At 44.1% G+C, this 25,713-nt stretch carries 21 protein-coding genes; 15 read left to right on the forward strand and 6 right to left on the reverse strand.

All coding sequences use genetic code 11. From position 1 onward, the window contains the following. Positions 1-3: 3 nt before the first annotated feature. Positions 4-1,605 carry a type 2 periplasmic-binding domain-containing protein gene (locus tag BK126_RS18100; RefSeq protein ID WP_076313935.1) on the reverse strand — a complete coding sequence of 534 codons (1,602 nt, stop codon included), beginning with the start codon at positions 1,603-1,605 and terminating at the stop codon, positions 4-6. Positions 1,606-1,942: 337 nt separating this feature from the next. Here BK126_RS18100 and BK126_RS18105 point away from each other — a divergent pair, with 337 nt between their 5' ends. Next, positions 1,943-2,656, forward strand: coding sequence for a glycosyltransferase family 2 protein (locus tag BK126_RS18105; RefSeq protein ID WP_076313936.1), 714 nt, complete (start codon positions 1,943-1,945; stop codon positions 2,654-2,656). 222 nt (positions 2,657-2,878) lie between these two features. Next, positions 2,879-3,757, forward strand: a complete 879-nt coding sequence (gene rarD / locus BK126_RS18110) for an EamA family transporter RarD (RefSeq protein ID WP_076313937.1) — start codon at positions 2,879-2,881, stop codon at positions 3,755-3,757. 93 nt (positions 3,758-3,850) lie between these two features. Here rarD and BK126_RS18115 read toward each other — a convergent pair whose 3' ends face one another. Continuing rightward, positions 3,851-4,489 carry an NADPH-dependent F420 reductase gene (locus tag BK126_RS18115; protein WP_076313938.1) on the reverse strand — a complete coding sequence of 213 codons (639 nt, stop codon included), beginning with the start codon at positions 4,487-4,489 and terminating at the stop codon, positions 3,851-3,853. Positions 4,490-4,621: 132 nt separating this feature from the next. Here BK126_RS18115 and BK126_RS18120 point away from each other — a divergent pair, with 132 nt between their 5' ends. Together BK126_RS18120 and BK126_RS18125 are read left to right on the forward strand one after the other, a co-directional pair. After that, the gene (locus tag BK126_RS18120) at positions 4,622-4,969 is read left to right on the forward strand and encodes a winged helix-turn-helix transcriptional regulator (protein WP_076313939.1); all 348 of its coding nucleotides are present in this window, start codon (positions 4,622-4,624) and stop codon (positions 4,967-4,969) included. Further along, a complete protein-coding gene (locus tag BK126_RS18125) occupies positions 4,966-5,784 on the forward strand; it encodes a pentapeptide repeat-containing protein (protein WP_076313940.1) in 819 nt (272 codons plus the stop codon). The genes BK126_RS18120 and BK126_RS18125 overlap by 4 nt, the downstream gene beginning before the upstream one ends. Positions 5,785-5,805: 21 nt before the next feature. Here the strand turns inward: BK126_RS18125 and BK126_RS18130 are convergent, their stop codons facing one another. Beyond that, the gene (locus BK126_RS18130) at positions 5,806-6,690 is read right to left on the reverse strand and encodes an AraC family transcriptional regulator (RefSeq protein ID WP_076313941.1); all 885 of its coding nucleotides are present in this window, start codon (positions 6,688-6,690) and stop codon (positions 5,806-5,808) included. Between the two features lie 164 nt (positions 6,691-6,854). Between BK126_RS18130 and BK126_RS18135 the strand changes: the two genes are divergently transcribed. From BK126_RS18135 to BK126_RS18175, 9 genes are all read left to right on the forward strand, one after another. Further along, positions 6,855-8,006, forward strand: coding sequence for a Gfo/Idh/MocA family protein (locus tag BK126_RS18135; protein ID WP_076313942.1), 1,152 nt, complete (start codon positions 6,855-6,857; stop codon positions 8,004-8,006). Between the two features lie 267 nt (positions 8,007-8,273). Next, positions 8,274-9,140 carry a M15 family metallopeptidase gene (locus BK126_RS18140; protein WP_076313943.1) on the forward strand — a complete coding sequence of 289 codons (867 nt, stop codon included), beginning with the start codon at positions 8,274-8,276 and terminating at the stop codon, positions 9,138-9,140. A 181-nt stretch (positions 9,141-9,321) separates the two neighbouring features. Then, the gene (locus tag BK126_RS18145) at positions 9,322-10,524 is read left to right on the forward strand and encodes a glycoside hydrolase family 5 protein (RefSeq protein ID WP_143757754.1); all 1,203 of its coding nucleotides are present in this window, start codon (positions 9,322-9,324) and stop codon (positions 10,522-10,524) included. 456 nt (positions 10,525-10,980) lie between these two features. Then, a complete protein-coding gene (locus BK126_RS18150; RefSeq protein WP_076314113.1) occupies positions 10,981-14,313 on the forward strand; it encodes a DUF5107 domain-containing protein in 3,333 nt (1,110 codons plus the stop codon). Then, positions 14,310-16,625 carry a beta-galactosidase gene (locus BK126_RS18155; RefSeq protein ID WP_076313944.1) on the forward strand — a complete coding sequence of 772 codons (2,316 nt, stop codon included), beginning with the start codon at positions 14,310-14,312 and terminating at the stop codon, positions 16,623-16,625. Before BK126_RS18150 ends, BK126_RS18155 begins: the two co-directional genes overlap by 4 nt. Before the next feature lie 15 nt (positions 16,626-16,640). Further along, positions 16,641-17,933 (forward strand): cellulase-like family protein, encoded by a 1,293-nt coding sequence (locus BK126_RS18160; RefSeq protein ID WP_076313945.1) that lies wholly within the window; start codon positions 16,641-16,643, stop codon positions 17,931-17,933. Positions 17,934-18,027: 94 nt separating this feature from the next. Continuing rightward, positions 18,028-18,348: a hypothetical protein gene (locus BK126_RS18165; RefSeq protein WP_076313946.1), complete on the forward strand. Its 321-nt coding sequence runs from the start codon at positions 18,028-18,030 to the stop codon at positions 18,346-18,348. Positions 18,349-18,514: 166 nt separating this feature from the next. After that, positions 18,515-19,072, forward strand: coding sequence for a PadR family transcriptional regulator (locus BK126_RS18170; protein ID WP_076313947.1), 558 nt, complete (start codon positions 18,515-18,517; stop codon positions 19,070-19,072). Then, on the forward strand, positions 19,065-19,784 hold the full coding sequence (locus BK126_RS18175) for a CPBP family intramembrane glutamic endopeptidase (RefSeq protein WP_076313948.1): 720 nt from the start codon (positions 19,065-19,067) through the stop codon (positions 19,782-19,784). The genes BK126_RS18170 and BK126_RS18175 overlap by 8 nt, the downstream gene beginning before the upstream one ends. 242 nt (positions 19,785-20,026) lie before the next feature. Here the strand turns inward: BK126_RS18175 and BK126_RS18180 are convergent, their stop codons facing one another. Together BK126_RS18180 and BK126_RS18185 are read right to left on the reverse strand one after the other, a co-directional pair. Beyond that, positions 20,027-21,433: an exosporium glycoprotein BclB-related protein gene (locus tag BK126_RS18180; RefSeq protein ID WP_076313949.1), complete on the reverse strand. Its 1,407-nt coding sequence runs from the start codon at positions 21,431-21,433 to the stop codon at positions 20,027-20,029. Between the two features lie 31 nt (positions 21,434-21,464). Continuing rightward, a complete protein-coding gene (locus BK126_RS18185; protein WP_256702912.1) occupies positions 21,465-21,743 on the reverse strand; it encodes a hypothetical protein in 279 nt (92 codons plus the stop codon). Between the two features lie 785 nt (positions 21,744-22,528). Here BK126_RS18185 and BK126_RS18190 point away from each other — a divergent pair. After that, positions 22,529-23,914 (forward strand): glycoside hydrolase family 2 TIM barrel-domain containing protein, encoded by a 1,386-nt coding sequence (locus tag BK126_RS18190; RefSeq protein WP_076313951.1) that lies wholly within the window; start codon positions 22,529-22,531, stop codon positions 23,912-23,914. A 26-nt stretch (positions 23,915-23,940) separates the two neighbouring features. On the opposite strand, the gene BK126_RS18195 is transcribed toward BK126_RS18190, so the two are convergent. Further along, the gene (locus BK126_RS18195; RefSeq protein WP_076313952.1) at positions 23,941-24,834 is read right to left on the reverse strand and encodes an AraC family transcriptional regulator; all 894 of its coding nucleotides are present in this window, start codon (positions 24,832-24,834) and stop codon (positions 23,941-23,943) included. Positions 24,835-24,942: 108 nt separating this feature from the next. On the opposite strand from BK126_RS18195, the gene BK126_RS18200 reads away from it, so the two are divergent. After that, positions 24,943-25,350, forward strand: coding sequence for a hypothetical protein (locus tag BK126_RS18200; protein ID WP_076313953.1), 408 nt, complete (start codon positions 24,943-24,945; stop codon positions 25,348-25,350). The last annotated feature ends 363 nt before the right edge of the window (positions 25,351-25,713 follow it).

The raw sequence follows: 25,713 nt of genomic DNA on the forward strand, positions 1-25,713 counted from the left end.
CGGTTATTTCCCGTATTTATCGTTAACTGCCTTGGTGGCTTCATCTCCACCAGCTGCCCGCCAGTTCTGAACAACTGTATCGAAGTAGTCAATATCGCTGCCCATAATGATCTTCGTAAAGCCCTCTGTCAGGATATCGTCAAGTGTTGTACCGTAGCTCGCCAGTTGTTCTGGCATGGCTCCCCACATTGCCGTCTTTGTGTAGTTCCCGCTGTCCAGGATATGCTTAGACAGGCCGTAAGCCGTTTTTGGAGCACCTTGCTGCAGATAATCGCCGACGGCTCCCGGTGTTGCATTTTCCATAAATTCTACGCTGTTGTTATACTTTTGCCACATCCCTGAAGTCGTCAGACCGCTGGTATCCTTGGATTCAAGTGCTGCCGATACGGCCTCGTACTGCTCGTAATCCGAATTCGGATTAAGCACCCGGAACGCGCCGACAACGTGGGCAATATCATTGTCCAGCAGGGCTGACAATTCTTCCTCGGATTCCTTACCCACACCTTCGTCCACAATGTAGGCATAGTCATTTAGTATCTCGATGACTTTCTCAGGGTGTTCGAATCCTTTTTTCATAACAATATAGTTGCCGTTCGCGAAGAAGATCGATTGCTTTGCTTCCTTTCCGTCCACTGTAGGGATGAGATACGGGTAGAAAATGGCATCCTTACCCAGATTCGATACGGTATCGACACCAGGGTTATAGCCCCACCACTGGTAATAAGGCTGGATACCAACTTTGCCTGCTACAATATCCGCGTTCATTGCGTTGAAATCCTTGATCGCAAATTCCGGATCGATGATACCTTGCTTATACCATTCCGCCCACTCGGCCAGCGCAGCCTTCATCTCGGGTTGAATGGAGCCGTAAACGAGTTGTCCACTGCTATCCTCAATCCACATATCCGGATGAGCATTCCAGGCAATGGCAAGCAGATTCAGATAATCCAGCGTCTGGTCTACGGCTATGCCGTAACCGCCATACTTTTCCATGAATTTCAGGGCCATATTCTTGATATCATCAACAGATTTCGGATCACTAAGCTGAAGCTCTTCCTTCCAATCGTTTCGAATCCAGATAAAGTCCGGTTGATCGATCAATCCCCAGTGCATCTGCGGAATCCCATACAATTTACCGTCCTTCTTGCCAGATTCGTAGCTGTCTGCATCGGCTTCCATGTAGCCTTTAAGGCGCTCTGATGCATTTTGATCAAAGACCTCCGTGAGGTCCATCACCATATCTGCTTCGATCAGCTGCTGCAGCTGGGAAGGATTGACCCTGAACACATCGGGGAGGTTATTCGATGAAATAGCTAGATTAAGCTTCGTATCATACTCATCACTAACCCAGTCTGTTTTGACGTCGATATTAAACTTTTCTTTGTACCGTCTGATCCACACGTTGTCTGTAATATCGTCTCCTGCGGGGTATTTTGCGGAAGTGTATTCGGACGTCACGGTGTGAATGGTTACATTCCCCGAATCCTTAGTTCCTGAATCCGTATTGATCGAATCCTTTTCCGAGCTGCTGTTATTGCTACAGGCTGCCAACAAAGCGGTTGAAATACATAGAGATAGGATTAAAGCTGCAGTCTTCTTAGCCATACTTTGTTTCCCCCTATTCACAATAAATTCATGAAAGACTTGCTCAAAAATATTGTAAAGGAGGAAGAAATAAAGAGATATCAAAGTTATTGACGAGAAGCCGCAACTTTTTTACCTTTATCATGAATAGGCCTAAAGACAAAGAGTCAAGCGTGCACAAATTTTACTTTGTACATTCTTTTTTTTACTGAGTGAACTTAACTCACTTTGATTCATGGAGAGGTAGAAGTCATATTTCCTATACGGTTGTTATTCTATAATTCATTTCTGCTTGCCTACACGGGCTCAACCCTTCTACCATATGATAAAAAATCATGGATAGAAGAGAGGTTAAGCTTTGAAGAGAAAAGGAAGTAAATATGGCGTTTCTATTGTTGTATGTACGAATAGACCGCAATTTTTTAACAATATCCTGACAAATTTTAATAGGCAGCAATACAAGAACAAAGAGCTAATTATCATCCTGAATCATGACAGCATGAATCTAGAATCCTATCGCAAACGTATTCGAGAGTACGCCAATGTAAGTATATTCCAAGTTCCCGAAAGGATATCATTAGGACAATGCTTAAATGCAGGAATTGAGCGTGCCCGCTTTCCGTTAATTGCGAAGGTTGATGACGACGACTATTATTCCGCCTATTATTTGAAAGAACAAGTAGGAGCACTGAAGAGGACCAACAGTGATATCGTAGGAAAACATTCTTGTCTTGTATATCTAGGCGCTTCAAAGAAGCTCCTGATCAGATCCCCTGATGAGGCAAGCAAATTTGTTGAATTTGTACAAGGCGGAACGATACTGTTCAAGAAGGAAGTTCTCAGAAAGGTTCGATTCACCGATCGGTCAGTAGGGGAGGATGTTACGTTTCTGAGACAGTGCAGGAAGAGAGGATTTAAAACATATGCTACCTCACCTTATAACTATGTGTATCATCGCAGGCAGAACAAGAAGAGCCATACATGGAGAGCCGATGACGAGTTTTATCTAAGAGGCAGCAAATTGATTACGGTCACAGACCAGTTTCGTCCGATTGCAGATAAAGAGTTCTAATCGTATTTACTTCAAGGAGCAGATTGCCACAGCAGTCTGCTTCTTTGTTATCAATGAATACCAGATAACGTTATTGCTGCAGGGATTATAGAAATCGAATTGCAGTTGCAGTTGAAAGGCAGGTTCCCTTCTCTCATTGATAAGATAATTTCCTTTACTTAAGCGAGGATCGAGGCGTATAATTCGTTCTGACATCGGAGCGAGGAGAAAGGGAAATAGATTATGAATAGTGGTTTGGTTAACGCGATTATTGCGTACATTATGTGGGGAGTGCTCCCACTGTATTGGAAGCTGTTTGACAATGTACCGGCAGGAGAGGTCTTGTCACATCGAGTTGTCTGGTCATTCGTCTTCATGGGTATACTTGTCGCGTTGCAGCGGCGCTGGGGGGATATGAAGCGGATTGCGGCCAGCAGAACGCTTCTCCTGTCACTTACTGCCAGCGGATTACTGATTGCTGTGAATTGGCTGATCTTTATATGGGCGGTTAACAATGGGCATGTCGTTGAGACAAGTCTTGGTTATTATTTGAATCCGTTACTGAATGTGCTGCTAGCCGTCGTATTCCTTCGTGAGAAGCCAAACCGCGGCCAATGGCTTGCGATTGCGATTGCTGGTGCCGCAGTGCTCATCATTGCCATCGATTATGGACGGTTTCCATGGATTGCGATTTCTCTTGCGGTATCGTTTGGATTATACGGACTCGCCAAGAAGAAAATCGCACAAGATGCTTCGGTAGGCTTGCTGTCAGAGACGGCTGTAGTCCTGCCTATCGCGCTTGGCTACTGGGTCTACTTGGCCGCAACAGGAAAGACAACAGCATGGACACTGCCTGCCCACACGTTCATCGAGCTGCTGCTATCCGGTGTGGTTACGGCGCTGCCACTGCTCTTTTTTGCACGTGCAGCTGCACGGATGCCACTGTCTACACTCGGTTTTGTTCAATACATCGGGCCGACGATTATGCTGTTACTAAGCGTATTTGTATTCAAGGAATCGGTCTCACCGATTCTCTTCATTGGTTTCGCACTGATCTGGGTTGCACTCGTTGTATACGCTGCAGCATCGGTTCGAAGCGCAAAACTCGCGAAGGCGAGCTGACAGCATTCTGGTAACATCAATACGCCCATTCCCATACGATGAGCAGGGAGTGGGCGTTTTCTTTTCTTCATATAAGATTAATGCAGGATAAGCTTAATTTCTTAATAAGGCGAACGCCGATCCTGGCGATTGTAATTGAGTTTCACTAATCACACACGCTAGCATCATGGATTCTTGTAATCTGCTTTGTCTAATATCACCTAAGTCAACAATGGTGGACCAACCCAGGTCCTTAAGAAGAGCGTTGACCCGATCTTTGGATGATGGATTGTTCCCAGATATAAACATAATGGGAGAGCCTTCCTTGAAATGAGGATGAATCATGATTTTGTCGCTGACCGTATTTAGTGTTTTAACAACATGACTTTCCGGTAACAGCTGTTGAATGATTTCTCCTGCTGATGTATCGACAAGCTGCAAGCGTGGACCGTCATCAAAATATACCGCATTGCTTACATCAATGACCGTCTTATTTTTGAAATAGACAGGATTAATTGTTTCTATTACATCCTTTAAGCAAGACCACGGAAGGGCCACAATAATGATCTCACCAAACAGCGCGGCTTCATGAAATGATGTAATATTCCCTGATTTACCTACTTCAATCTTCCATTCAAAATGCTTTGGATCATGTGAAACACGACTGCTGATGCAGACATCATAACCCGCACGAATTAATCCTTTGCCTAACATTTTACCTACGTTCCCCGCCCCAAGAATACCAATATTCATGTACATTCTCTCCCTTCTACGAGTGATTATATGAGCTTTAATTCTTGTGTACAATTAGGCACTTTTTAGTATCCAATCTGTTTTCATATGCTTTAATATATAATTGAACCCGAAGATAAATGAGGTGAGAGAATGCCTGTCCAGCCGAGTGAATGTCCCGTAGAGTCGGTGATATCTATACTAAGCGGGAGATGGAAAATCCCTATATATCGGTACTTATTTAATAATAACAGACCCGTACGTTACAGCGAATTGCACAGACATCTTCCATCCATTTCGAAGAAAATGCTAACAGAACAGCTGCGTGAGCTCGAGCGTGACGGAATTATTGAAAGGAAATCTTATCCGGAGCCAAGGCCAAGAGTAGAATATACATTGACCTCCTCAGGAAGATCCATGATTGTATTCCTTGATCAGATGAGCGATTGGGGTCAACATCATAACCAAAATAAACGAGATGAGAGGGAAGATATTATTTGAGTTCCAGATTACAATCCGATTGTGAGAATTGCTTTGGAATATGCTGTGTGGCCTTACCCTATGCAAAATCAGCCGATTTTTCTTTTGATAAAGAAGCGGGAGTCCCTTGTCGTAACTTGCATTTAGATCATCGTTGCAGCATCCATGAGCATCTGAGAGATAAGGGCTTTCATGGATGTGTCTCCTATGAATGCTTTGGAGCAGGACAACATGTTTCGCAAGAAATTTATGAAGGCAAAGATTGGAGATTAACTCCAGCGTTATCGAATGAAATGTTTGCGGTGTTTCCTATTGTTCAACAATTACATGAAATGCTTTATTACTTAAATCAAGCCTTGGATTTAGAAGACACTCAAACCATACATGATGAGCTGAGCAACGTTTTTGAGAGAACTTTATCCCTAACGAGACTTAACCCTAGAGATATTTTGGATTTAGATGTACCGAATCATAGGGTAATCGTGAATGATCTATTAGTAAAAACAAGTGAATTCGTTCGAAGAGATTTCATTCAAAATAATAAAAAAAGAAAAGTACGCAAAGGGCTGGATTATTTAGGTGCAAATTTGAGAGGTATTGACTTCAGAGGTGCAAATCTCCGAGGGGCATTATTAATTGCCTCTGATTTGAGAGATGCTGACTTAAGAAAAGTGGATTTTATAGGGGCAGATCTAAGAAACGCAGATTTGTCTGGTGCAAATCTTACGGGATGTATCTTCCTTACTCAAGCACAAGTCAATTCTGCAAAGGGGAATCAACATACTAAATTACCTCGTTATTTGAAATTCCCTGCTCATTGGTTAACTAAATCTTAGGCGGAGTTGGATTCATTACTGTCAATTAAACGGATGATTAATCCATCTTTTACGATACTGGAGCGGAGTAACACCCATATATTCTTTAAATAATTTGCAAAAATACGACACATTCATTAAGCCGATTTCCTCTGCAATGACCAGGATCGGCTTGTTTGTCGTTGTTAACAATTGAACAGACTGATGTATTCTGCGAGCCGCAATATATTGAGAAATGCTGACTCCAGTTGCTTCTTTGAATAAGTGAGCAAGGTGGTAAGAAGAGAGGTGTAAGGAAGCGGCTAAGTCATCCAAACGATAAGGAATATGATAGTTCTTTTCGATCCAGCTTAATATTTTTTCCACCTGGTGGTTTTTGCGCTTAACAGGAAGAAATGCCGAATTACCTTCCCGTTTCATCCACAGGGGATGAATAAAATGAAACAAGTTGACAAGAAAGAGTGAAACCTCCTCTGAGCGGTTGGACTCGTCTATATTAGGGATACGCTCTTGGAAGGATTTGAATTGGTGAATGAGGATATGCTGATCGTCAACTTCATACAGGCAGGGAAAGGGCAGATTACCTTGACAAATATGTTTAAAAAAAGCGTGAAGCGCAGGCCATTTTTCGAAATAGGTTTCATATAGACTGGGTTCAAAAATAGCCATGGATCTTTCAAAACATTGATCATTTGAATAATCCAATGTTAGATGATGAAGCTGATAAGGCTGAAATATACAGAGCATGCCGGGTTTAATATCGTAGCTTCGGTTATTTACGATCATCGTACCGCGCCCATCGTGGATGAATAGCAGCTCGATGCCCAGATGGGAGTGAAATGTTTCCCTATGTTCATTATTAATACTTTTGCGTCTGTAAGCAAAATGAAGGTTTTTTTCACTAAATTGATGAAGATCATATCGCATATTGCATCATCCTCCAAGCAAGTATCTCCAATGCTACCAATATATCGAACCTCTTACAAAACCGCAATATAGCGTTATTTTATCCACATTACAGCATCACATCGAATCTTCTTGTTGAGGTATGATCATGTTGAGAATAACGTTAGGTATAGGGAGGAGCTGCAATGCAGAAGGTTGCGATAATAGGTGCTGGGGCAATTTCCAGAGCGCATATTGATGGTTTTTTACAGTTTAAGGATCGCTGTCAGATAGCAGCCTTATGTGATATATATCCTGACAAGGCTGAAGCCAAGAAAGAGGAGTATGGACTGGACGCTAAAGTTGTTAGCGATTACAAGAAACTGCTTCATGACGGAATTGATCTCGTCTCCATCTGTTTACCTCCATATGAGCATGCACGGACAGCGATTGATTTTCTGAATGCAGGAACTCATGTTTTAGTGGAAAAGCCGATGGCTTCATCGCTGGAGGAATGTGATCTCATGATCGAAGCCGCTCAGAAGAGCGGTAAAGTCTTGTCGGTTGTGGCTCAAAACCGGTTCACCAATCCAATCATGAAGCTTAAAAAGATGCTGGACACCGGGCTAGCAGGTCCAATCCTGCATGCTCAGGTAGATTCCTTCTGGTGGCGCGGACACTGTTACTATGATCTCTGGTGGCGTGGTACCTGGGAGAAGGAAGGAGGCGGATGTACGCTGAACCATGCGGTTCATCATATCGACGCCTTGCTCTGGATGATGGGACGTCCGATTCAGGTTCAAGCATTCATGAGCAATGTTGCCCATGACAATGCGGAGGTGGAAGATCTATCGATTGCGATGCTTCGTTTTCCGAATGGGGCACTCGGACAGATCACCAGCTCGGTTGTGCATCATGGTGAAGAACAGCAGTTTATTTTTCAAGGAAGGCATGCTCGAATTTCGGCCCCTTGGAAAATATACGCTTCCTCTTCAAAGTCGAACGGTTTTCCTGAGAAAAATGTCGAGCTCGAAGAACAGCTGCAACAAGCTTATGAGCGTCTGCCTGATCTGCCGTATGAGGGGCATGTTGCTCAAATTGATAATGTCCTGCGTGCTATTGAGACAGGCGAACCTCCGTTGATTGACGGAGTTAGCGGACGTACGACCTTGGAAATGATCATGGCTATCTATACAGCTGCCAGTACTGGAGAGGTTGTTAGTCTACCGCTGGTTGCGGGTGATCCATTCTATACGCAGGCAGGAGTTAAACAGCATGCCATTCATTTCTATGAGAAAAGCGGTCATATCGATAATTTCGCTGATCAAGAGATTACTACAGGTACGTCATTGGAATAGTTAATTCCAATGATAGATGAGGTGAATCAGGAATAAGACGGGATGAAGTGTCTATTAACCCAAAAGGAAGCAGGTGCTATCCCGTTCAAAATTTGATAAATGCAAGGCCAAAAACAGCTCATTTATGATGCCATTATCGTAATGAGCTGTTTTTTTCATGACTTATAGTAAAATTTTAAGAAAAAATTAAACATTTCCCCACTTTCATGTTAAACATTCTCCCTTATCCTTAGAGAATCACATTGAAATACAAGGGAGTTACTTGGAATGAAAAAGTGGTGGATTTGGGTATCAATGTTTTTGGTTCTATCGGGCTGCGGCTTTGGGGAGGAACAGGATGTTAAAATAACGGTTGATGCAAAGATACCTATAGATGGAACGTCCCCTTCTCTGCAATTGACGAGGAAGCAAGTATATACTGGATCACTGGTGTTGGTGAACAAGGAACGTAAGCTTCATAAGGAGGCAGTACCGAACGATATTATCGATTTAGGAGTAAGGGACGAGTTAACGAAAGGGTTTGAATTACTCGAATCTTCTATACTCTTGTCCGAAAAGGTTGCCCGCAAGTTCGGAGAGATGGTTGAAGCTGCCGCTAAAGATGGTGTGCACGACTTTCGTATTAGTAGTGGGTATCGGGATATGTCTGATCAAGAGCAGCTATTTGAGGAAAAGGGGGAGGATTACGCGCTTCCGGCTGGGCATAGCGAGCATAATCTCGGGCTGTCACTCGACATCGGATCCACGTCCGGACCCATTGATCAGTCCGCAGAGGGTAATTGGCTAAAGAAGAATGCTTGGAACTACGGCTTTATTCTCCGTTATCCAAAGGACAAGACAAATATAACCGGCATTCAATATGAGCCTTGGCATTTCCGCTATGTAGGTCTACCGCATAGCCTCATCATGAAGGAGAAAGATTTCGTATTAGAGGAATATCTTGCTTATCTGAAGGATCAGGGTTCCATTCAGGTGGAAGCTGGTGGTGAAACATACCAAATTATTTATGTACCAGCCTATGTTCCCGTTTCAAAGCAGCCGAAGGTTTCTATACCATCAGGGAGCAAGTATGACGTATCCGGAGATAATATTGATGGTTATATAGTGACGGTGCTTCTGACAAACATTTTGTAATAAACTAACAAAACAACATATTTAAGCGTTTCCATAATTATGTTATTCTGTTAGTGTTACAACTCTATTTTGTTTGTTTAATTGTTAGGGGGAGGAGGATAAATGTTATCTAAATAATGTGTTTGAGCTTGTTATATGAATTGTTTGTTAAAACAAAAATATGATAATCGGAGGATTCGTTATGCTAGCGCAAATGAAGAGATTTGGCGTTCTCAGCTTAGCTCTTGTATTACTTGTGACTGTTGTCCTTACAGGGTGGAGCACCCGCGCATCCGCAGCTAATTTCAGGTCATTGTCAGCATCTCAAATCGTGCCTGAGATGGGTGCGGGTTGGAATCTAGGCAATCAGCTTGAAGCATCCATAAACGGCACCCCGAATGAGACCGTTTGGGGCAATCCGGTCATTACACCGCAGCTGATTCAAAAGGTGAAGGCTGCCGGTTTCAAAACGATTCGAATCCCTGTGTCGTATCTTAATCATATTGGAAGCGCTCCGAACTACACGATCAACGAAGCATGGCTGAATCGCATTCAAACCGTGGTTGACTATGCTTATAACGAAGGCTTGTATGTCATCATTAATATTCATGGCGATGGTTACAATTCCGTTTCTGGCGGATGGCTGCTGGTGAATGGAAGTAATCAAGCTGCTATCAAGGAAAAATATCAAAAGGTCTGGCAGCAGATTGCTACTAGATTCAGCAGCTATAATGAACGTCTTATTTTTGAATCAATGAACGAAGTGTTTGATGGAACTTACGGCAATCCGAATGCAGCATACTACGCGAACCTAAACGCCTACAATCAAATCTTTGTGGATACGGTCCGCAAGACCGGAGGCAATAACAATGCCAGATGGCTCTTGATTCCAGGCTGGAATACCAACATTGATTACACGGTAGGTAATTATGGCTTCGTTCTTCCGACGGATAATTTCAGATCTTCCGCTATTCCAAGCTCGGAGAAGAGAATCATGATCTCGGCGCACTATTACTCTCCATGGGATTTTGCAGGTGAAGAATCCGGCAATATTACACAGTGGGGTGCAACGGCAACGAATCCTTCTAAGAAATCCACTTGGGGACAAGAGGACTATCTGGAATCGCAAATCAAAGCGATGCATGATAAGTTTGTAACCCAAGGCTATCCGGTTGTCATTGGTGAATTCGGCTCTATCGATAAAACGGCGTATGATTCTACTAATAACGTTTACCGTCAAGCTTTTGCCAAAGCGGTAGCAGCAACCTCTAAGAAATACAAATCGGTTCCGGTTTATTGGGACAATGGTCATAACGGACAGCATGGATTTGCTCTGTTTAACCGCTCGAATAATACCGTTACCCAGCAAGGCATCATTAATGCCATCATGCAAGGTATGCAATAATTGAGTGCCTGCGTTTCATTGTACAAACGGCGTGTTCCCGTAATAGGGGACATGCCGTTTTTGTTGCTGTATGAAGTTATCCAAAAGACATCGTCGCAAATGATAGGTGTGCTTATCAATTGGAGGAAGACGGAAAACCGGTCATTCTTGACCAGGATAAATACAAGAACGAAGTAAGCTGGGCAAGTGACTTTACAATGCTATACAGAAAATCAAGTCGATGAAGAAGTTCCTGCACAGAAAGAAGCACTGAGACTATTCCAGGAATCCATTGATGCCTATATGAACGATCTCCCAGTAGGTTAATGTTTGACCCATTCCGAGCATAAGCGTAAGGGAATATAAGAATATAGTCCATTAAATACAGAGGATTATCAATTGTCCGCTGGCTTTGAACCCTGTAATCTTGAGCTAAGACATGTAAGCAGCTTAAGAAGGACCAAAGGAGTGATTGAGTTGAGTACTAGAGTATTAAAGGCGTCCGTACGGGAAACGATCGTGCAAATTCCTACATATGGCGTGGGTAAACCGGATAAGAATCCGATGTTCTTAGAAAAAAGAGTATATCAGGGCAGCTCTGGCCGTGTGTATCCGTATCCTGTCATCGATAAGATCGAAAATCAGAAGAAAATTCAGGAGTACCGGATGATCATCCTAGAAAATGAGTATCTGCGAGTTGAGGTGATGCCAGAGCTTGGCGGACGAATATACCGTGCCGTGGACAAAACGAACAATTACGATTTCGTCTATCATAATCAGGTAATCAAGCCGGCACTGGTAGGATTAGCAGGTCCGTGGATCTCGGGTGGAATTGAATTCAACTGGCCGCAGCATCACCGTCCGAACACGTTCGGACCCGTAGAGTTGAAGCTGGAGGAGTGCGAGAGTGGAAGTGCGACCGCGTGGGTAAGTGAAATCGATCGAATGTATGGTACGAAGGTTACCACCGGATTTACACTACATCCAGATAAAGCTTACATTGAAATCAAAGCTATCTTATATAATCGAACGAGCCTTCCGCAAACCTTTCTCTGGTGGGCCAATCCGGCAGTAGCGGTGAATGAGCATACACAGTCGGTATTTCCTCCAGATGTTAACGCCGTGTTTGACCACGGTAAGAGGGATGTGTCTCGTTTTCCGATTGCAATGGGCACTTATTACAAGATGGATTATTCAGAAGGTGTGGACATTTCACGCTACAAGAACATTCCGGTGCCGACCTCTTATATGGCTTACAAATCGAATTACGATTTCGTTGGGGGCTATGACCATAAATTGAAGGCTGGTCTGCTGCACGTGGCTAATCACCATATTTCACCGGGCAAGAAGCAGTGGACATGGGGCAACGGTGAATTCGGGCAAGCATGGGACCGTAACCTGACTGATGAGGACGGACCTTATATCGAGCTGATGACCGGCGTATTCACAGATAATCAGCCAGACTTTACTTGGCTGGCGCCATATGAGGAAAAGTCGTTCACACAATATTTTATGCCTTATAAAAATATTGGACTAATTAAAAACGCTTCCATTCATGCAGCGCTCAACTTAGAAACCGATCGTAATCGAGGGATTGCAACGATACAGGTCTATGTCACTTCGGAACAGAAAGGGGCAAGCATTGAGTTAAGGAGCAGCAAAGGGACGTATTTGCTAGAGACTGTGGATTTGTCACCTTCTGTTACCTTTATGAAGGAGGTGCCAATTCCTCCAGACGTTGAAGAATATGACCTAGTCGCTTCCGTTATGGATGGCACTGGCCGCAGGCTCGTGAGTTACCAGCCTCATAAGCCCGAGATCGAGCAATTCCCTGATGCTGCACGAGCGCTTCCAGAGCCTGAAGAGCTGAAAACCAATGAGCAGCTGTACTTGGCAGGCCTTCATCTAGAGCAATATAGGCATGCAACATTTGAGCCGGAAGCTTATTATTTGGAGGGCTTGAAGCGGGACAAAAATGATATTCGGATAAATGTCGCTTACGGTACCTTGTTACTTCGCAGAGGCGAGTACGAGAAGAGTGAACAGCATTTCCGAAAGGCAGTATTATCATTGACCTGGTTAAATCCCAATCCATACGATAGTGAAGCATATTATATGCTTGGCTTATCTCTCCAAGCTCAAGGCCGAAAGCAGGAGGCATATGCTGCATTTTACAAATCGGTATGGTCTTCCGCATGGCAGGATGTTGGCTATTTTTCACTCGCTCAGATCGCATCCGAGGCAGGGGAGTACGTTGAAGCATTGGAGCTGGTAGAGCGTGCACTTGTACGTAATGCACATCATTTTAAAGCAAGGAATTTGAAATCTATTTTGCTTCGTAAGCTGGGACGACTGGAATCTGCAATAACTTGGTTAGACAGCACCATCGCCATTGATATAGCTGATTTTGGCGCTTACTTTGAGAAGTGCTTGTCATTAGAAGCGCTTGGCCGAGAAGCCGAGGCAGCAGCAGTCAAGGAAGAATACCATAAGCTGATGCGGGACGAAGTCCACAATTATTTGGCATTGGCATCAGATTACGCGGCGGCGGGGATGTATTCAGAAGCAGCTGTAATCGTAAACGGTGCACCAGAAAAGGCAGCCCTGTATCCTATGATACATTACACTAAGGCATACTTATACGAGAAGCTTGCAATGGAGGAAGAAATGAGTTTGGCGTTAACATCTGCCGCAGCAGCAACACCGGATTATTGCTTCCCTAACAGTCTGTTTGAGTTCGATGTACTAAATTTCGCTGTTCAAGTCCGTCCTAACGATGCCAAAGCTCATTATTACTTGGGAAATCTATTATATGATAAAAAACGCCACAGGGAAGCGATATTGTGCTGGGAGACTTCTCGTGAACTGGACGACAGCTATTCTGTTGTGCACCGAAATTTGGCCCTTGCTTACTACAATAAGCTGGATCAACCAGACGAGGCTCTCGATTCATTGAAGAAGGCATTTGCTCGTAATCCCGGTGATGCCCGCGTATTCTATGAGCTCGACCAGCTGCACAAGAAGCTGAACACTCCGCCAGATATTAGACTGGAATTAATGAACGCGAATACAGAACTCGTCGTTCAGCGGGACGATTTATATTTGGAATTTGTTACACTGCACAATACGCTCAAACGGCATGAGGATGCACTAAGACTGATCGAGGAACGAACCTTCCATCCTTGGGAAGGTGGTGAAGGTAAAGTTACCGGGCAATATGTACTGGCAAAGGTGGAACTAGCCAAAAAGGCAATCGCCGACGGACAATATGTGAAAGCAGTAGAGACTCTGAGAGAGGCAACCGTCTATCCTCTTAACCTAGGAGAGGGCAAATTAGCTGGTGCTCAAGAAAACCACATTTATTATTATCTAGGATGTGCCTATGAATCCCTTGGCTTGACTAAGGAAGCGAAAGAAGCTTTTGCTGCTGCATCTTATGGCCTCGATGAGCCTGCGAGTGCGATGTATTATAATGATCAACCGCCAGAAATGATTTATTATCAAGGACTGGCGTGGAATAAGCTCGGAAATGTTAAAGAGGCTGCACGGCGGTTTCATAAGCTGATTGATTATGCAGAGAAGCATTTGTTTGATGATGTGAAGATCGATTACTTTGCTGTTTCGCTGCCTGACTTTCTAGTCTTTGATGATGATCTGAACCGGCGCAATGTCATTCATTGCCGATATATGAGAGCATTAGGCTTACTAGGATTGAATAGGGTACCAGAAGCAGCCGAGGATTTCCGGAAGGTGCTGGAGCTGGATCCCAACCATCAAGGAGTATTGTTCCATGGGGAGGTAAATATATGAAACTGCTTACACTCAAGCTTAAATCGGAAGCGAAGCCGATCCATTCGGGCAGGCTGGGAGATTGCAAGGGAATTAATCCTAAGGGTGAGAGTTTTGGTTTTACGAATTACTATATGACAAAAGACGGGCGACCGGCTATACCTGTTGTCGGTGAATTTCATTTCTCGCGTTTCTCCTCTCTTCACTGGGAGGAGGAGCTGCTTAAGATGAAGGCAGGCGGCATAAACATCGTCGCGACCTATGTGTTCTGGAACCACCACGAAGAGGAGGAAGGTGTCTTCGAATGGGGAGGCCAGCGTGATTTACGCCATTTCATTGACTTGTGTGCAAAAATCGGATTACCGCTTATCCTCCGTATTGGTCCTTTTTGCCATGGGGAAGTGCGTAATGGGGGGATACCAGATTGGGTGTTTCACAAGCCGCTTGAAGTCCGCTCGAACGACCCTCAGTATCTAGCACTAGCGCGCAGGCTGTATCGTGAAATCGCGAAGCAGGTGAAAGGCACCTTGTTCCAGGATGGCGGACCGATTATCGGGATCCAGCTGGAGAATGAATATATGCATGCCGGAGCCCCACTAGACGCATGGGGATATAAGACAGGCGTGTTTCTGAGCGCAGGAAAAGAAGGCAATCAGCATCTTGCTGAGCTTCGCAGGCTCGCTGAGGAAGCAGGTATGAAGCCGATGTTCTTTACGGCCACAGCGTGGGGCGGGGCTGCTGTTCCAGAGAGCGGAACGCTTCCGATGCTTGCTGGTTATGCATATACACCGTGGATTCCGAATCAGCCGCCGAGCGGAGAATACATTTATCGGGATTTACATGTGACTCCTATGGAGTCCGTGGGGTACGATACGCTCCAGTACCCAGTCGCATACTGTGAGATGGCTGGGGGAATGCAGGTAAGCTACACGGCCCGGCCGAATGTGTCTCCAGACAGTGTGGAGGCGATGACACTGGTGAAGCTGGCAAGCGGAAGCAATATTCTAGGCTATTATATGTATCATGGGGGATCGAATCCTAAGGGTAAACATACGTATTTAAACGAACACGGACTTCCCAAAATATCTTATGACTATCAGTCTCCATTAGGTGAATTTGGCAGAGTCGGAGAATCATACGATCGTATTCGGGCACTTGCACTCATGCTGGATGCCTTTGGCGAGAGTATTGCCCCCCTTGGTACGGAGCTGCCCCCAGGTCAATCCGAAATCCTCCCTGAGGATACAGAAACGATTCGTTGGTGTGTACGACAAAGGGATGGCAGCGGCTTTCTATTCTTGAACAATTTTCAGGATCACGTGGAGACGAAGGAACATTCCGATGTACGTATTGAGCTCGACACGGGCAGAGGCATTGCTGCATTTCCTCGTGAGGGCGCGCTTACGATGAATCGTGGGATGGGCGCGGTCCTTCCGTTTCATATGGCCATACATGGCATCCGAATTGTAACCGCTACCGTACAGCCGCTGACCAAGCTGGATAACGAAGCGTCGCCGCTGGTTGTCTTTCAGGCACTGAATGACATCGAGCCAGAGCTCGTGTTGGATAAACAGACAGCAGTTCGCATATCTGCAGAAGGCGGACAAGTAATTGAGGAGGAATCGGTTTGGATTATAAGGCCTGCCGTAGGCAAGGAATATACGATTGATGTTCTGAAGCCAAATGGAGAAACCGTTAAAATTGCAGTATTCTCCAGGGAAGAGGCGCTTCAGACATATAAGCTTGATCTATGGGATCAAGAGAGGCTTATAGTCAGCAGCAGCCGATTGTATGCCAAAGACGGGCGTCTCGTCTGCAGCTCTGAAGGAGCAGAGCATTGGCAGGTTGCCGTCTATCCTGCATTATCGTCTGATCTGCAAACTACGGTTGGCTCTATTAGCTCTTCCTCTCTAGGCAGCTTTGACCTAATTGAGGTGAACGTACCCTCTTATCGTCCGATGGTCGAGATCACTTATCCATCCGACAAGCATGCCGTATTACAAATAAATACCGATTGGCCAGAGCAGATCGGTGACGTGTTCTTATCTATTGATTACAGCGGTGATGTAGCAGCAGCATATCTGAAGGATGAATTGCTTACAGATCATATTCAATATGGTGAGGCGTGGCCTATTGGGTTAAAACAGTTTCGTAATGAGCTGGAATCCGCTTCTCTTACACTGTCGATAACGCCTCTGCGAGAAGGCACAGTTCATACCTTTGTTAATCAAGCGCTTGTGGAAAGATTTGAAGGAAGGGAAATCGCTGAATTCCATCATATCGAAGCGACTCCGATTTATGAGGCAGCCTTGTCTCTTTCATTTCATCGTTAAGGAAGTGAACTCAATATGAGCAAGATTAGAAATGATCTGCCTCGGAAGCTCACGATTACGATGTGGGATTTCTCTTGGTATACGATGACGATGCGGGGTGAGCCGTATAGTGACTTAAGCGCGCGCTTTAAAGAAGCGGTGGAACGAGGATACAACACGATTCGGATCTGCGCTATGCCGTTCATGCTGTTCACAAGTGAAGGGAAACGCACTGGTCCATTGAAATTCGGTAATCTAGGAAAAGTCGGTCAGCGCACGCGCTGGTACAATTGCCGCGGTGGAGCTGAGCTGGACGGTCATGCTCATCTGCTGGAGCTATTTAAGCAGGCACAAGCTCATAACTGTTATATTATGTTATCCTCCTGGGAGTATCAACAGAGCCCTAGCTTCCTGGCCCATCCCGAGCTGCGGGATGAGCTGGCTGCGATACCGCCAGAGAAACGGTTCATGGCTATCGCTGCTTCGATGAATCAGTTAATTCAATTCGTTAAGAAGGAAGGCTATGGCAGCCAAATTGTCTATGCAGAGCTGCATAATGAGGTGGAGTTCGGACAACTGACAGCGATTGGAACCAGCCAAGGGATATCAGATACGAATACGCCGGAACTTGTCGAAGTGATGCAGCCATACATTGAAGAGGCCGTAGGTTATCTACGAGAATGTCATCCTGATCTATTGATAACCGCAAGCTATACGCTGAACGAAGCTTATCCAAAAAGCGATGTTGCGCGTAACCTTCAGGTCGCTCATTTTCATTTATACATTAAAGGCGTGCTGAACGAGCTGATGGACTTAGCCGGACTGAACGAGGACAAGCCGTTTCCGAATCCTTTTGTACAGTCATTGCTTAGAGAAGATGCTCCACCCATTGAAGAATGGACACTTCCGGTAGGACAGGAATGGCGGATGGATGGTAATCCGGTCGGAATGAAGCTTATTTATCTGCATGACTGGGCGGATCCAGACAAGTGGGACTTGTTCTTATATGAGCGCTATGCGGCACATAAACTCGCAATGCTGCAAAAAGTGGATCTTCGATTTGAGGAAGTTCATGACTGGGTACGGCGTAACCGTATTCCGGTTGTCATTGGAGAAGGATACGTTGGATATACCCCGCTGTATGCAGGGTTTGAAGAAGGGCCGGTTGGGAAGTTTATCGCCGAATATGCAATCCGCAAAGGAATGGAGCTTGGCTTCTGGGGAATGACACTATGCTCCAATTGCGCACCGCATCATCCGTTCTGGGACGACATCTCTTGGCAGCAGAAATGGAACCGGTTCATTATGGAATATAATGAAATCCGTTAGATTTCGTTAGATACTCTTGAACATCTTGAACGTCTTGGCAGGGATAAACTCTCTCTTTGGCGAATGTTTTTTGGAAGCCGGAGGGGGTGACTTCATGAGTATTGACGGAATAGAAGAGTTAAGCAATAGCAGGTTAAATGAGATAAAAGAAAATGTTCGAAATCTTGAAAATAATCGCTCTGTTTCTTTTGATGAAATGTTTAACTCTTATTTCATGACGAGATTCACAAATTTTGAGAGTATAGATGAATTCTTCGATAGAAGCGGATTTAATGCTGACACAGAGGAGGATTTCGAAGCTATTCATCGAGAAGAGCTGGATGCTTATGTAGCTAAGCAAACGAAATTTGATAGCTGGGAAGAGATGGTTGGCAAAGCAACGGAGGAATATATTTTTAAGCTGTTAGGCTTCTGAAAAGGATGTCAGATGACTAATTAACGGTTTCGGCACAACGTATAAACGTATAAGTAGACCTGTTCATACAGAATAGGTCTTTTTTTTATGGATTGTAATCTTTGATGCAGTGGGATAATATGTTAATTATATATCTTAAAGATATATGATGTGTGAGGAGGGGCATATGAAAAGAGTCAATACTAGCCATTTTGCGATTCTCGGCTTACTTCGGATTAAACCTATGAGCGCCTATGAACTGGTCAAATTCTCGAAGGAAAGCATCGGCCTATTTTGGAACGAATCCTATGGACATATTCATAAGAGCATTAAGCAACTAGAGCTAGAGGGTTTAGTGTCGGTTGTGGAAGAAGCAGAGACAGGTAGGCGCAAAATCGTCTATGGTATAACGCAAGAGGGATGTGATCAACTTGATTCTTGGTTAACTCAACCTCCGATGGAGCCTGTGATGAGGAATGAATTACTGATGAAGCTCTTCGTCTCCGATGAACGGAATGTTCCCCAATTAGTCACTTTTCTGAAGGAAGAATTAGAAGCGAGTGAGCGATTAACAGCGATGCTTGCAGGAATCAAAGCGAGTGTTCCTGGAGCAGATCGTAAACAAGCCCAGCTCTGGTTATTGACTCTCGACTATGGTGAGCGGTATCTGCAAATGACCATCGAATGGTGTCACCACGCACTTTCAATATTAAACGATCCACACAGGAGGCCTATAGATGAGTAAGAAACGTAGCAACTGGATGCCCATCCTGCTGATCACCATCGTGGTTGCCGCTTGTGCCCCTCTATTGCTAAGTTTCAGAAGTAGCCCGCTCCTCGCATTTGAGATATTTGATAGAGATGTATACAATCTGGAGATTAGTTATCAAATTACTGTATTGTTATTAGCTATTATCGTTATAGGCATTGTATATGGAATCGCGGGTAAAGATGGTCTTACGTATTTAAGCCTTAGAAGGCGAGATGGAATAATTCTGCCGGAACCATGGATAGGAATTAAGCCAAAAGAAACGGAGTCATGGAAAAACTTAGGTTTTAACTTCGCGATTGTGATTACACTGGTAACCACTGTGGTCATTTACTTCCAACTGGGGTATGGGGAAAGCATAAGTTTAGAGCTATATCCTGGATTTATATTGATTCTTATCTTTTCGCTTATGAATGCCTTTTCAGAAGAAATCATCTTCCGGTTCTCATTTGTATCCATCGTTAGCAGATATGGCTTCTCACCGTATATAGCGCAGGGATTAGCAGCATTGACCTTTGGTATTGTTCATTATTTCGGAAATCCAGGGGGAATAGTGGGTGTATTAATGGCTGCTTTTATCGGATGGTTTTTGGCCAAATCGATGTTAGAAACGAAGGGATTCTTCTGGGCGTTAACGATTCATTTCTTACAGGATGTCGTGATTTTCACTGCTTTATTTATAAAATAATGACTGCAATACCGAAGATCTCAAAAGGTAATCATTCCATTGTAGCAGATGGTTCAATAGTTACAAAAAATGTGCCAGCTTAGGGCAGGTATATATTATAAGCGTTGCTGTATTCAGACGAAACCTGCGAACAGATCTAATAGTACTATGCTCAACGGGTTTGTTTATAAATAAACAAGGACCTCTCACTAAGTTCGGTGAGGGTCCCTGTTTCTTGCCTTGATACATTAAAAGAAATGCCATTAAGTGATTGTAAGACCTGCGCTTGCATATCCCGCAATGGTTGTAGCCACATCAATTCCGGCCGTTACGGATGCTGAGAAAACCATAAGCAGTCGGTCATTGGCGGCAACCGGAATACTGAGCCCTGTAGTTAATCCGCTGGATATCGTGCCCAGTGCCAAGACGCCAGTCAGTGGTGGAGCGAGGGTTACCAGTGCACCCGGTACAGCCGTAAATGTGTTATCAGGTGTAGTAGAACGGAATAATTGAGCAGTTATGGTTACTGTAGATCCAACCAAGCTAAGTCCAGCTGTCGTACTGAAATAAGCGGCCAGTGAATTAATGGTTCCTGCACGGGATGCCGAGAAAGCAAAGTTAAGTAAAGTTCCTGCAGCCCCGGTGAGATCAATAATTCCTCCGTTAACACTTATTCCAGTAGCACTGTTGCCAAAACCAACTAAACTGGAGGTGTTCAAAAGTCCACCCAATACCGTAGTCAACGCAACAGGAAGTCCTGATGCATAAGGAATGATCGCTCCAGAACCTGCAGCACCCGTGGCCCCGGTGACACCCGTTGCACCTGCTGATCCAGTATCTCCAGTGGCACCCGTTGCACCTGCCGATCCAGTAGCCCCAGTGACACCCGTTGCACCTGCCGATCCAGTAGCCCCAGTGACACCCGTTGCACCTGCCGATCCAGTATCTCCGGTGGCACCTGTTGCACCAGCTGATCCAGTGTCTCCGGTTGCACCCGTTGCACCTGCCGATCCAGTAGCCCCAGTGACACCCGTTGCACCTGCCGCTCCCGTATCTCCGGTTGCACCTGTTGCACCAGCTGATCCAGTAGCCCCAGTGACACCCGTTGCACCTGCCGATCCAGTAGCCCCAGTGACACCCGTTGCACCAGCTGAACCCGTAGCCCCGGTGACTCCTGTTGCACCTGGTGCACCAGTGTCTCCAGTGGCCCCCGTTGCACCAGGTGATCCCGTAGCGCCCGTGACACCCGTTGTGCCTGGTAAGCCTGCCGCTCCCGTAGCTCCGGTCGCGCCGGTGGACCCGGTGATGCTTGGGATTTCACTCAGCAATTCGGAAGAGACCAAACGATGCGCTGTTACCAAGGAACCTGTGCTGCTCTTACCCCATACGGATACTTGAATAGGATCATTCACTGTTGAAGTTGTTGTAAAAGTAAACTCGAACGCATCAAAATTGGCAAAATAGTTGTTGGTAATTACTTGATTTGGTTCAATGTTAATTGACTCACTGACATACAAAGTCCTTATTCCACCATCCATGTAATACCCTTGTATTTGTACAGATGAGGCTGTCGAATCGCTGCGGTTATCGATGCTGATAGTAACTGACTGAGTCGGTCTTACACCGCTTACCGCATTATTTTCAATTGGTCCTGTTGATAAAAAGCTCATCGCTACATCTCCTTTTTTGAGGATTTATTCGCTAGATGTTCTTTATTGTCTTCTCGTGCGTCACCACACGATGTGTTTCAACCAATTGTCCGGACGCTTGTTTGCCCCACACTGAAATTCCTACTTCTTCCACACCTTCTGCGTTTGTTTCAAAAACAAACTCATAAGCATCCAAATCTGCATAATAATTTCTGGTCACTACTTCATTAGGTGCAATACTGATGACTTCACTTATATACAGTGTTCTTGTTGTACTAAGCGCGTATCCCTGCACGGATACAGTTAGAGTGTCCATAGCAGCACGACTCACCAATCTAATTGTCACCTGTTGCGTCGGTCTAACTCCCGAAACGGGACTGTTTAGTATCGGCCCAGTTGATTGAATCGCCATTTTTCCCATCCCACCTTTTATGATCTAATACTCGAGCAATATTTGGCATTGAGCCACAAGACAGTAGTATTCAAACACTAAACCAGCGGTGAGGACTCTAATACGGTGGCAAGTTAAAGCACTAACAATAACAATCCCCTTGTACATCCTGGGCTGAAGCTAAACAAAAACTGTAAATACTTATGAGCAAAAGATTCTTTTTTCTTCAGCTAACATGCTGGTTTACTGAAATCGTTAGGTAGAATGTTGGTGACCCGAAAGCCGCATATTTGCTGCTTTTTTTATTTTATGTATAAATTACTTGTAGCTTGATGTCTTATATATAGTATGTAAGCTTAAATTTTATGTAATCTTTAGATTCAGTTAAGACTTTATAAAAAATCGCACAGATTTAGGTCCTAATAAATTACACCAAACCTATAAAATGAGGAAATGAAAGGGAAGCGGAAGAGGAGTGGGTACCCGGGGATTTTGTGCGAGAAGCACGAGTGAAATCGGTATGGTATCGCTAACAGCTTTGATTGGGCGGATGATGGCGGAATAATTCGTGGAGTATCCCTTATTGTTAGCGGACACGGAGCAATCGATTACAGCAAAATACAGGCCGTGCCTGTATTTAGTGATGAAAGAAATGGGCGTAGCTAGGGGAGATTCGTTTATGGGAAGAAGAACAGGGGAGTCGAACCACAGCACTTTTTGGGCTTATGGTAACAGTAACCAGTGATGATGGCTCCATAATTTCAGAAAAATGGGAATTGGCTAGCAATGCAGGCATGTTACGTTTTGAAAATTTAAAGGTGGAGAGCCCCAAGCTCTGGCATTTTGATCATCCTCATTTGTATAAGGTTAATCTTGCTTTGTACATGGATGATTCGCTTTCGGATGAGGAATCCATAGAGGTCGGCTTCCGAGAAATTCGATCAGATGGTCATACATTGCTACTCAACCGAGAGCCCGTCCGACTTATGGGGGTTGAATGGATGCCGGGATCTCATCCGGATCGAGGCATGGCTGAAACGCTTAGCGAGCTTGAGGAAATGCTCCGACATATGAAAGAAGCAAATTGCGTAATTACCCGTTTTCATTGGCAGCAAGATAACAAGTTACTAGAATGGTGTGACCGCAACGGTCTATTGGTACAGGAAGAGATTCCGCATTGGCAAACGCCGTATGATCCAGACGACGAATGGCTTCAGACGTCTATGCAGCATGCCCGTGAAATGATTAATCGACACTATCATCATCCATGTATTTATGCATGGGGACTGGGTAACGAGATAAATGGGCAATCTCCCATCACAGTTCGTTATTTTGAAAAATTGAAGACGCTTGTCCGCGATTTGGATGACACCCGATTTATTAACTACGTTTCCAATACAGTACATGAAAATCCTTCTACTGACGCAGCCGGTGTAGGTGATGTTATTATGTGGAATGATTATATTGGGACTTGGCATGGGGATTTAGATAGACCGGCTGTAATCGAAACGATTACAGAAGCTTACAAGAATAAACCGATCATTGTTGCCGAATATGGACTATGTGAACCTGCATATGCGGGAGGTGACGAACGACGTAAGGAAATTCTAATTGAGAACACGATGGAATACCGGAAGCACTCTGGTATTGCTGCATTATTATTTTTTAGTCTGAATGATTATCCGACACAGATGGGTGAAGCCGGTGAAGGCATGCTGCGACAACGTGTACACGGTTCTATGCATTTGGATGGTACGCCTAAGCCATTATATGAAACCTTGCGTCAATTGGCTTCACCGATCAATGTATCCGTAAATTTGGAAAATAAAGAAGGAAGTATGGCAGTCGTTATAGATACTTCGAATGACATTCCGTCTTACAGAATATCTGGATATACAATTAAGCTTACTGATCCATTTGGTAACAGTTACAAGAAAGATATTCCGGCATTAGAACCTGGAGAGCATTGCGTGTTACATTTTTGGGATATACCTCCAATTAAAACGGAAGAATTCATACTGGATGTTCAAAGACCAACCGGATTCTCGGTAACAAGCGGTCCATTGAACAAGTATAAAGGACATTTTACAGATCATCATTTACTTCAATAATACAGTCTCTTAACTACTTACTATGATCAACCTTTTGGGATGCTCCGATATTCGGTCGGCGAGCATCCCATTATTTTTTTGAACAATCTTGAGAAATAATAAGGGTCCTTTATACCGACAGCTCCGGCTATTTCCTTCACGCTTTTATCGGATAAAGATAACATTTGCCCAGCTCGCTGCATCTTGAGTCTGAGATAGAACTCAATGGGAGGCACGCCTGTTTCCTTATTGAACAAGTATATCAAATGTTGTTTGGATAAGCCTAAATGACGTGCTAATTCGGGAAGCGTCAGAGATTCTGTCATCCGATCCGTCATGTATTGTACAGCCTGTTCCAAATAACGTTCACTTTTATTATCTTGAAGTGTATGCATTAAACTAAATCCTACATGACTAATTAAGTGCCGGATACACTGGGACACATAAATCTGATTGTTCATGGCGTACGGTTTATCTGATAACATGTCATAGCATTGTTCAAAGTCATCGATCCACCTAGAATGCAAGTTTAATGTAAAAGGGAGGGGGCCCGCGTCTAAAGAGTAAGTTCGGATAAGAGATTCTGCGTCTGTCCCTGTAAGGTGCATCCAGTAAATGGTCCAAGGATTTTCATGAGATGCGCCATATCGATGCGGAATTTCCGCTGGAATAACGATAAGCTGTCTGGGCTGAATTTGAACGGATTTATGGGTTTCCACCCAGCCTTCACCCTTGACACAATAGATGAGGATATGAGATTGAGATCCCTTGGGTCTTTGTCTGTAATGATATTTTGCCGCAGGGAAAAAGCCGATATCGCTTATATGGAAATGACTTGTTAATGCATTATTTTGTAATTCTTTGAGCATAAATTCGGGTTGTATAAAAATCTTTTCCTCTTCAAATCCATCTGACTTCAATCTCCGGTCCGTATCTATCATAAAGTATCCTCTTCTCTAAGCATATTGATTAATATTATCACATGTGGATACAATGAACCGACAGCCCCTGTTACTCAAGGAAGTGAATTTCAAGAATATACTCCATCAATGGAGACTGATATATCAAGTGAATTGAAATCCCAGTTTCCGGATAATGGATACAGTATTGAAATTGACACAGTCCAAGAAGAACTCTCAGTTCGAGCCCAAATTAACACAGATCACGGAGTTCTTTCCGTTGTTTCAACAGGCACAGAAGAAGTCGGCCATATAACAACGCCGAGTGTTTTTGGAGCTGAAGGAGATGTTACCTTTAGAGGGAAGTACAATGTTGTGCTAAGTACCGACGGATCTGTACAAGTGATTAAAGAATTTAAAGATCTTATCTTTGTACAGAAATCCGATGGGCCAATCACGTTTGATGTAATTCCTTTTGAGAAGGCAGATGTATACTTACTAACTCCTGAGTACATGGCAACGAGAGGAACGAATTCATATGTATTTGGAATTAATTAAGAAAATGGAGAAGCATTTCCCATTACTTTTAATTACGGCAAAAATGTAAGAGAAACCATTAATTACGCAGTAGATCACTTCCCGCAAAATGAAAGTGAACAATTGGTTGTCATGACTAGAAATAATGAAGGAGAGAATCAAGAGTCTGAAATTAAAAAAATCACATTTACCTTGGATTTAGATAATAAACAATTCATCTTAGAAACGGATACATAGCTATTTTAACAAACGCCGGACTAGACTAGCGTACGATGAAACTTTGGATTTAGCATATTGGGGATGATGCGAAAAGCCGGATAAAATTCTGGCAAACTATAAGTTTGCGAATGCTTCTGGACCATGGTTTATGAAGTTATCGAAGAC

Source organism: Paenibacillus sp. FSL H7-0326 (assembly GCF_001955535.1).
GTDB lineage: Bacteria > Bacillota > Bacilli > Paenibacillales > Paenibacillaceae > Paenibacillus > Paenibacillus shunpengii.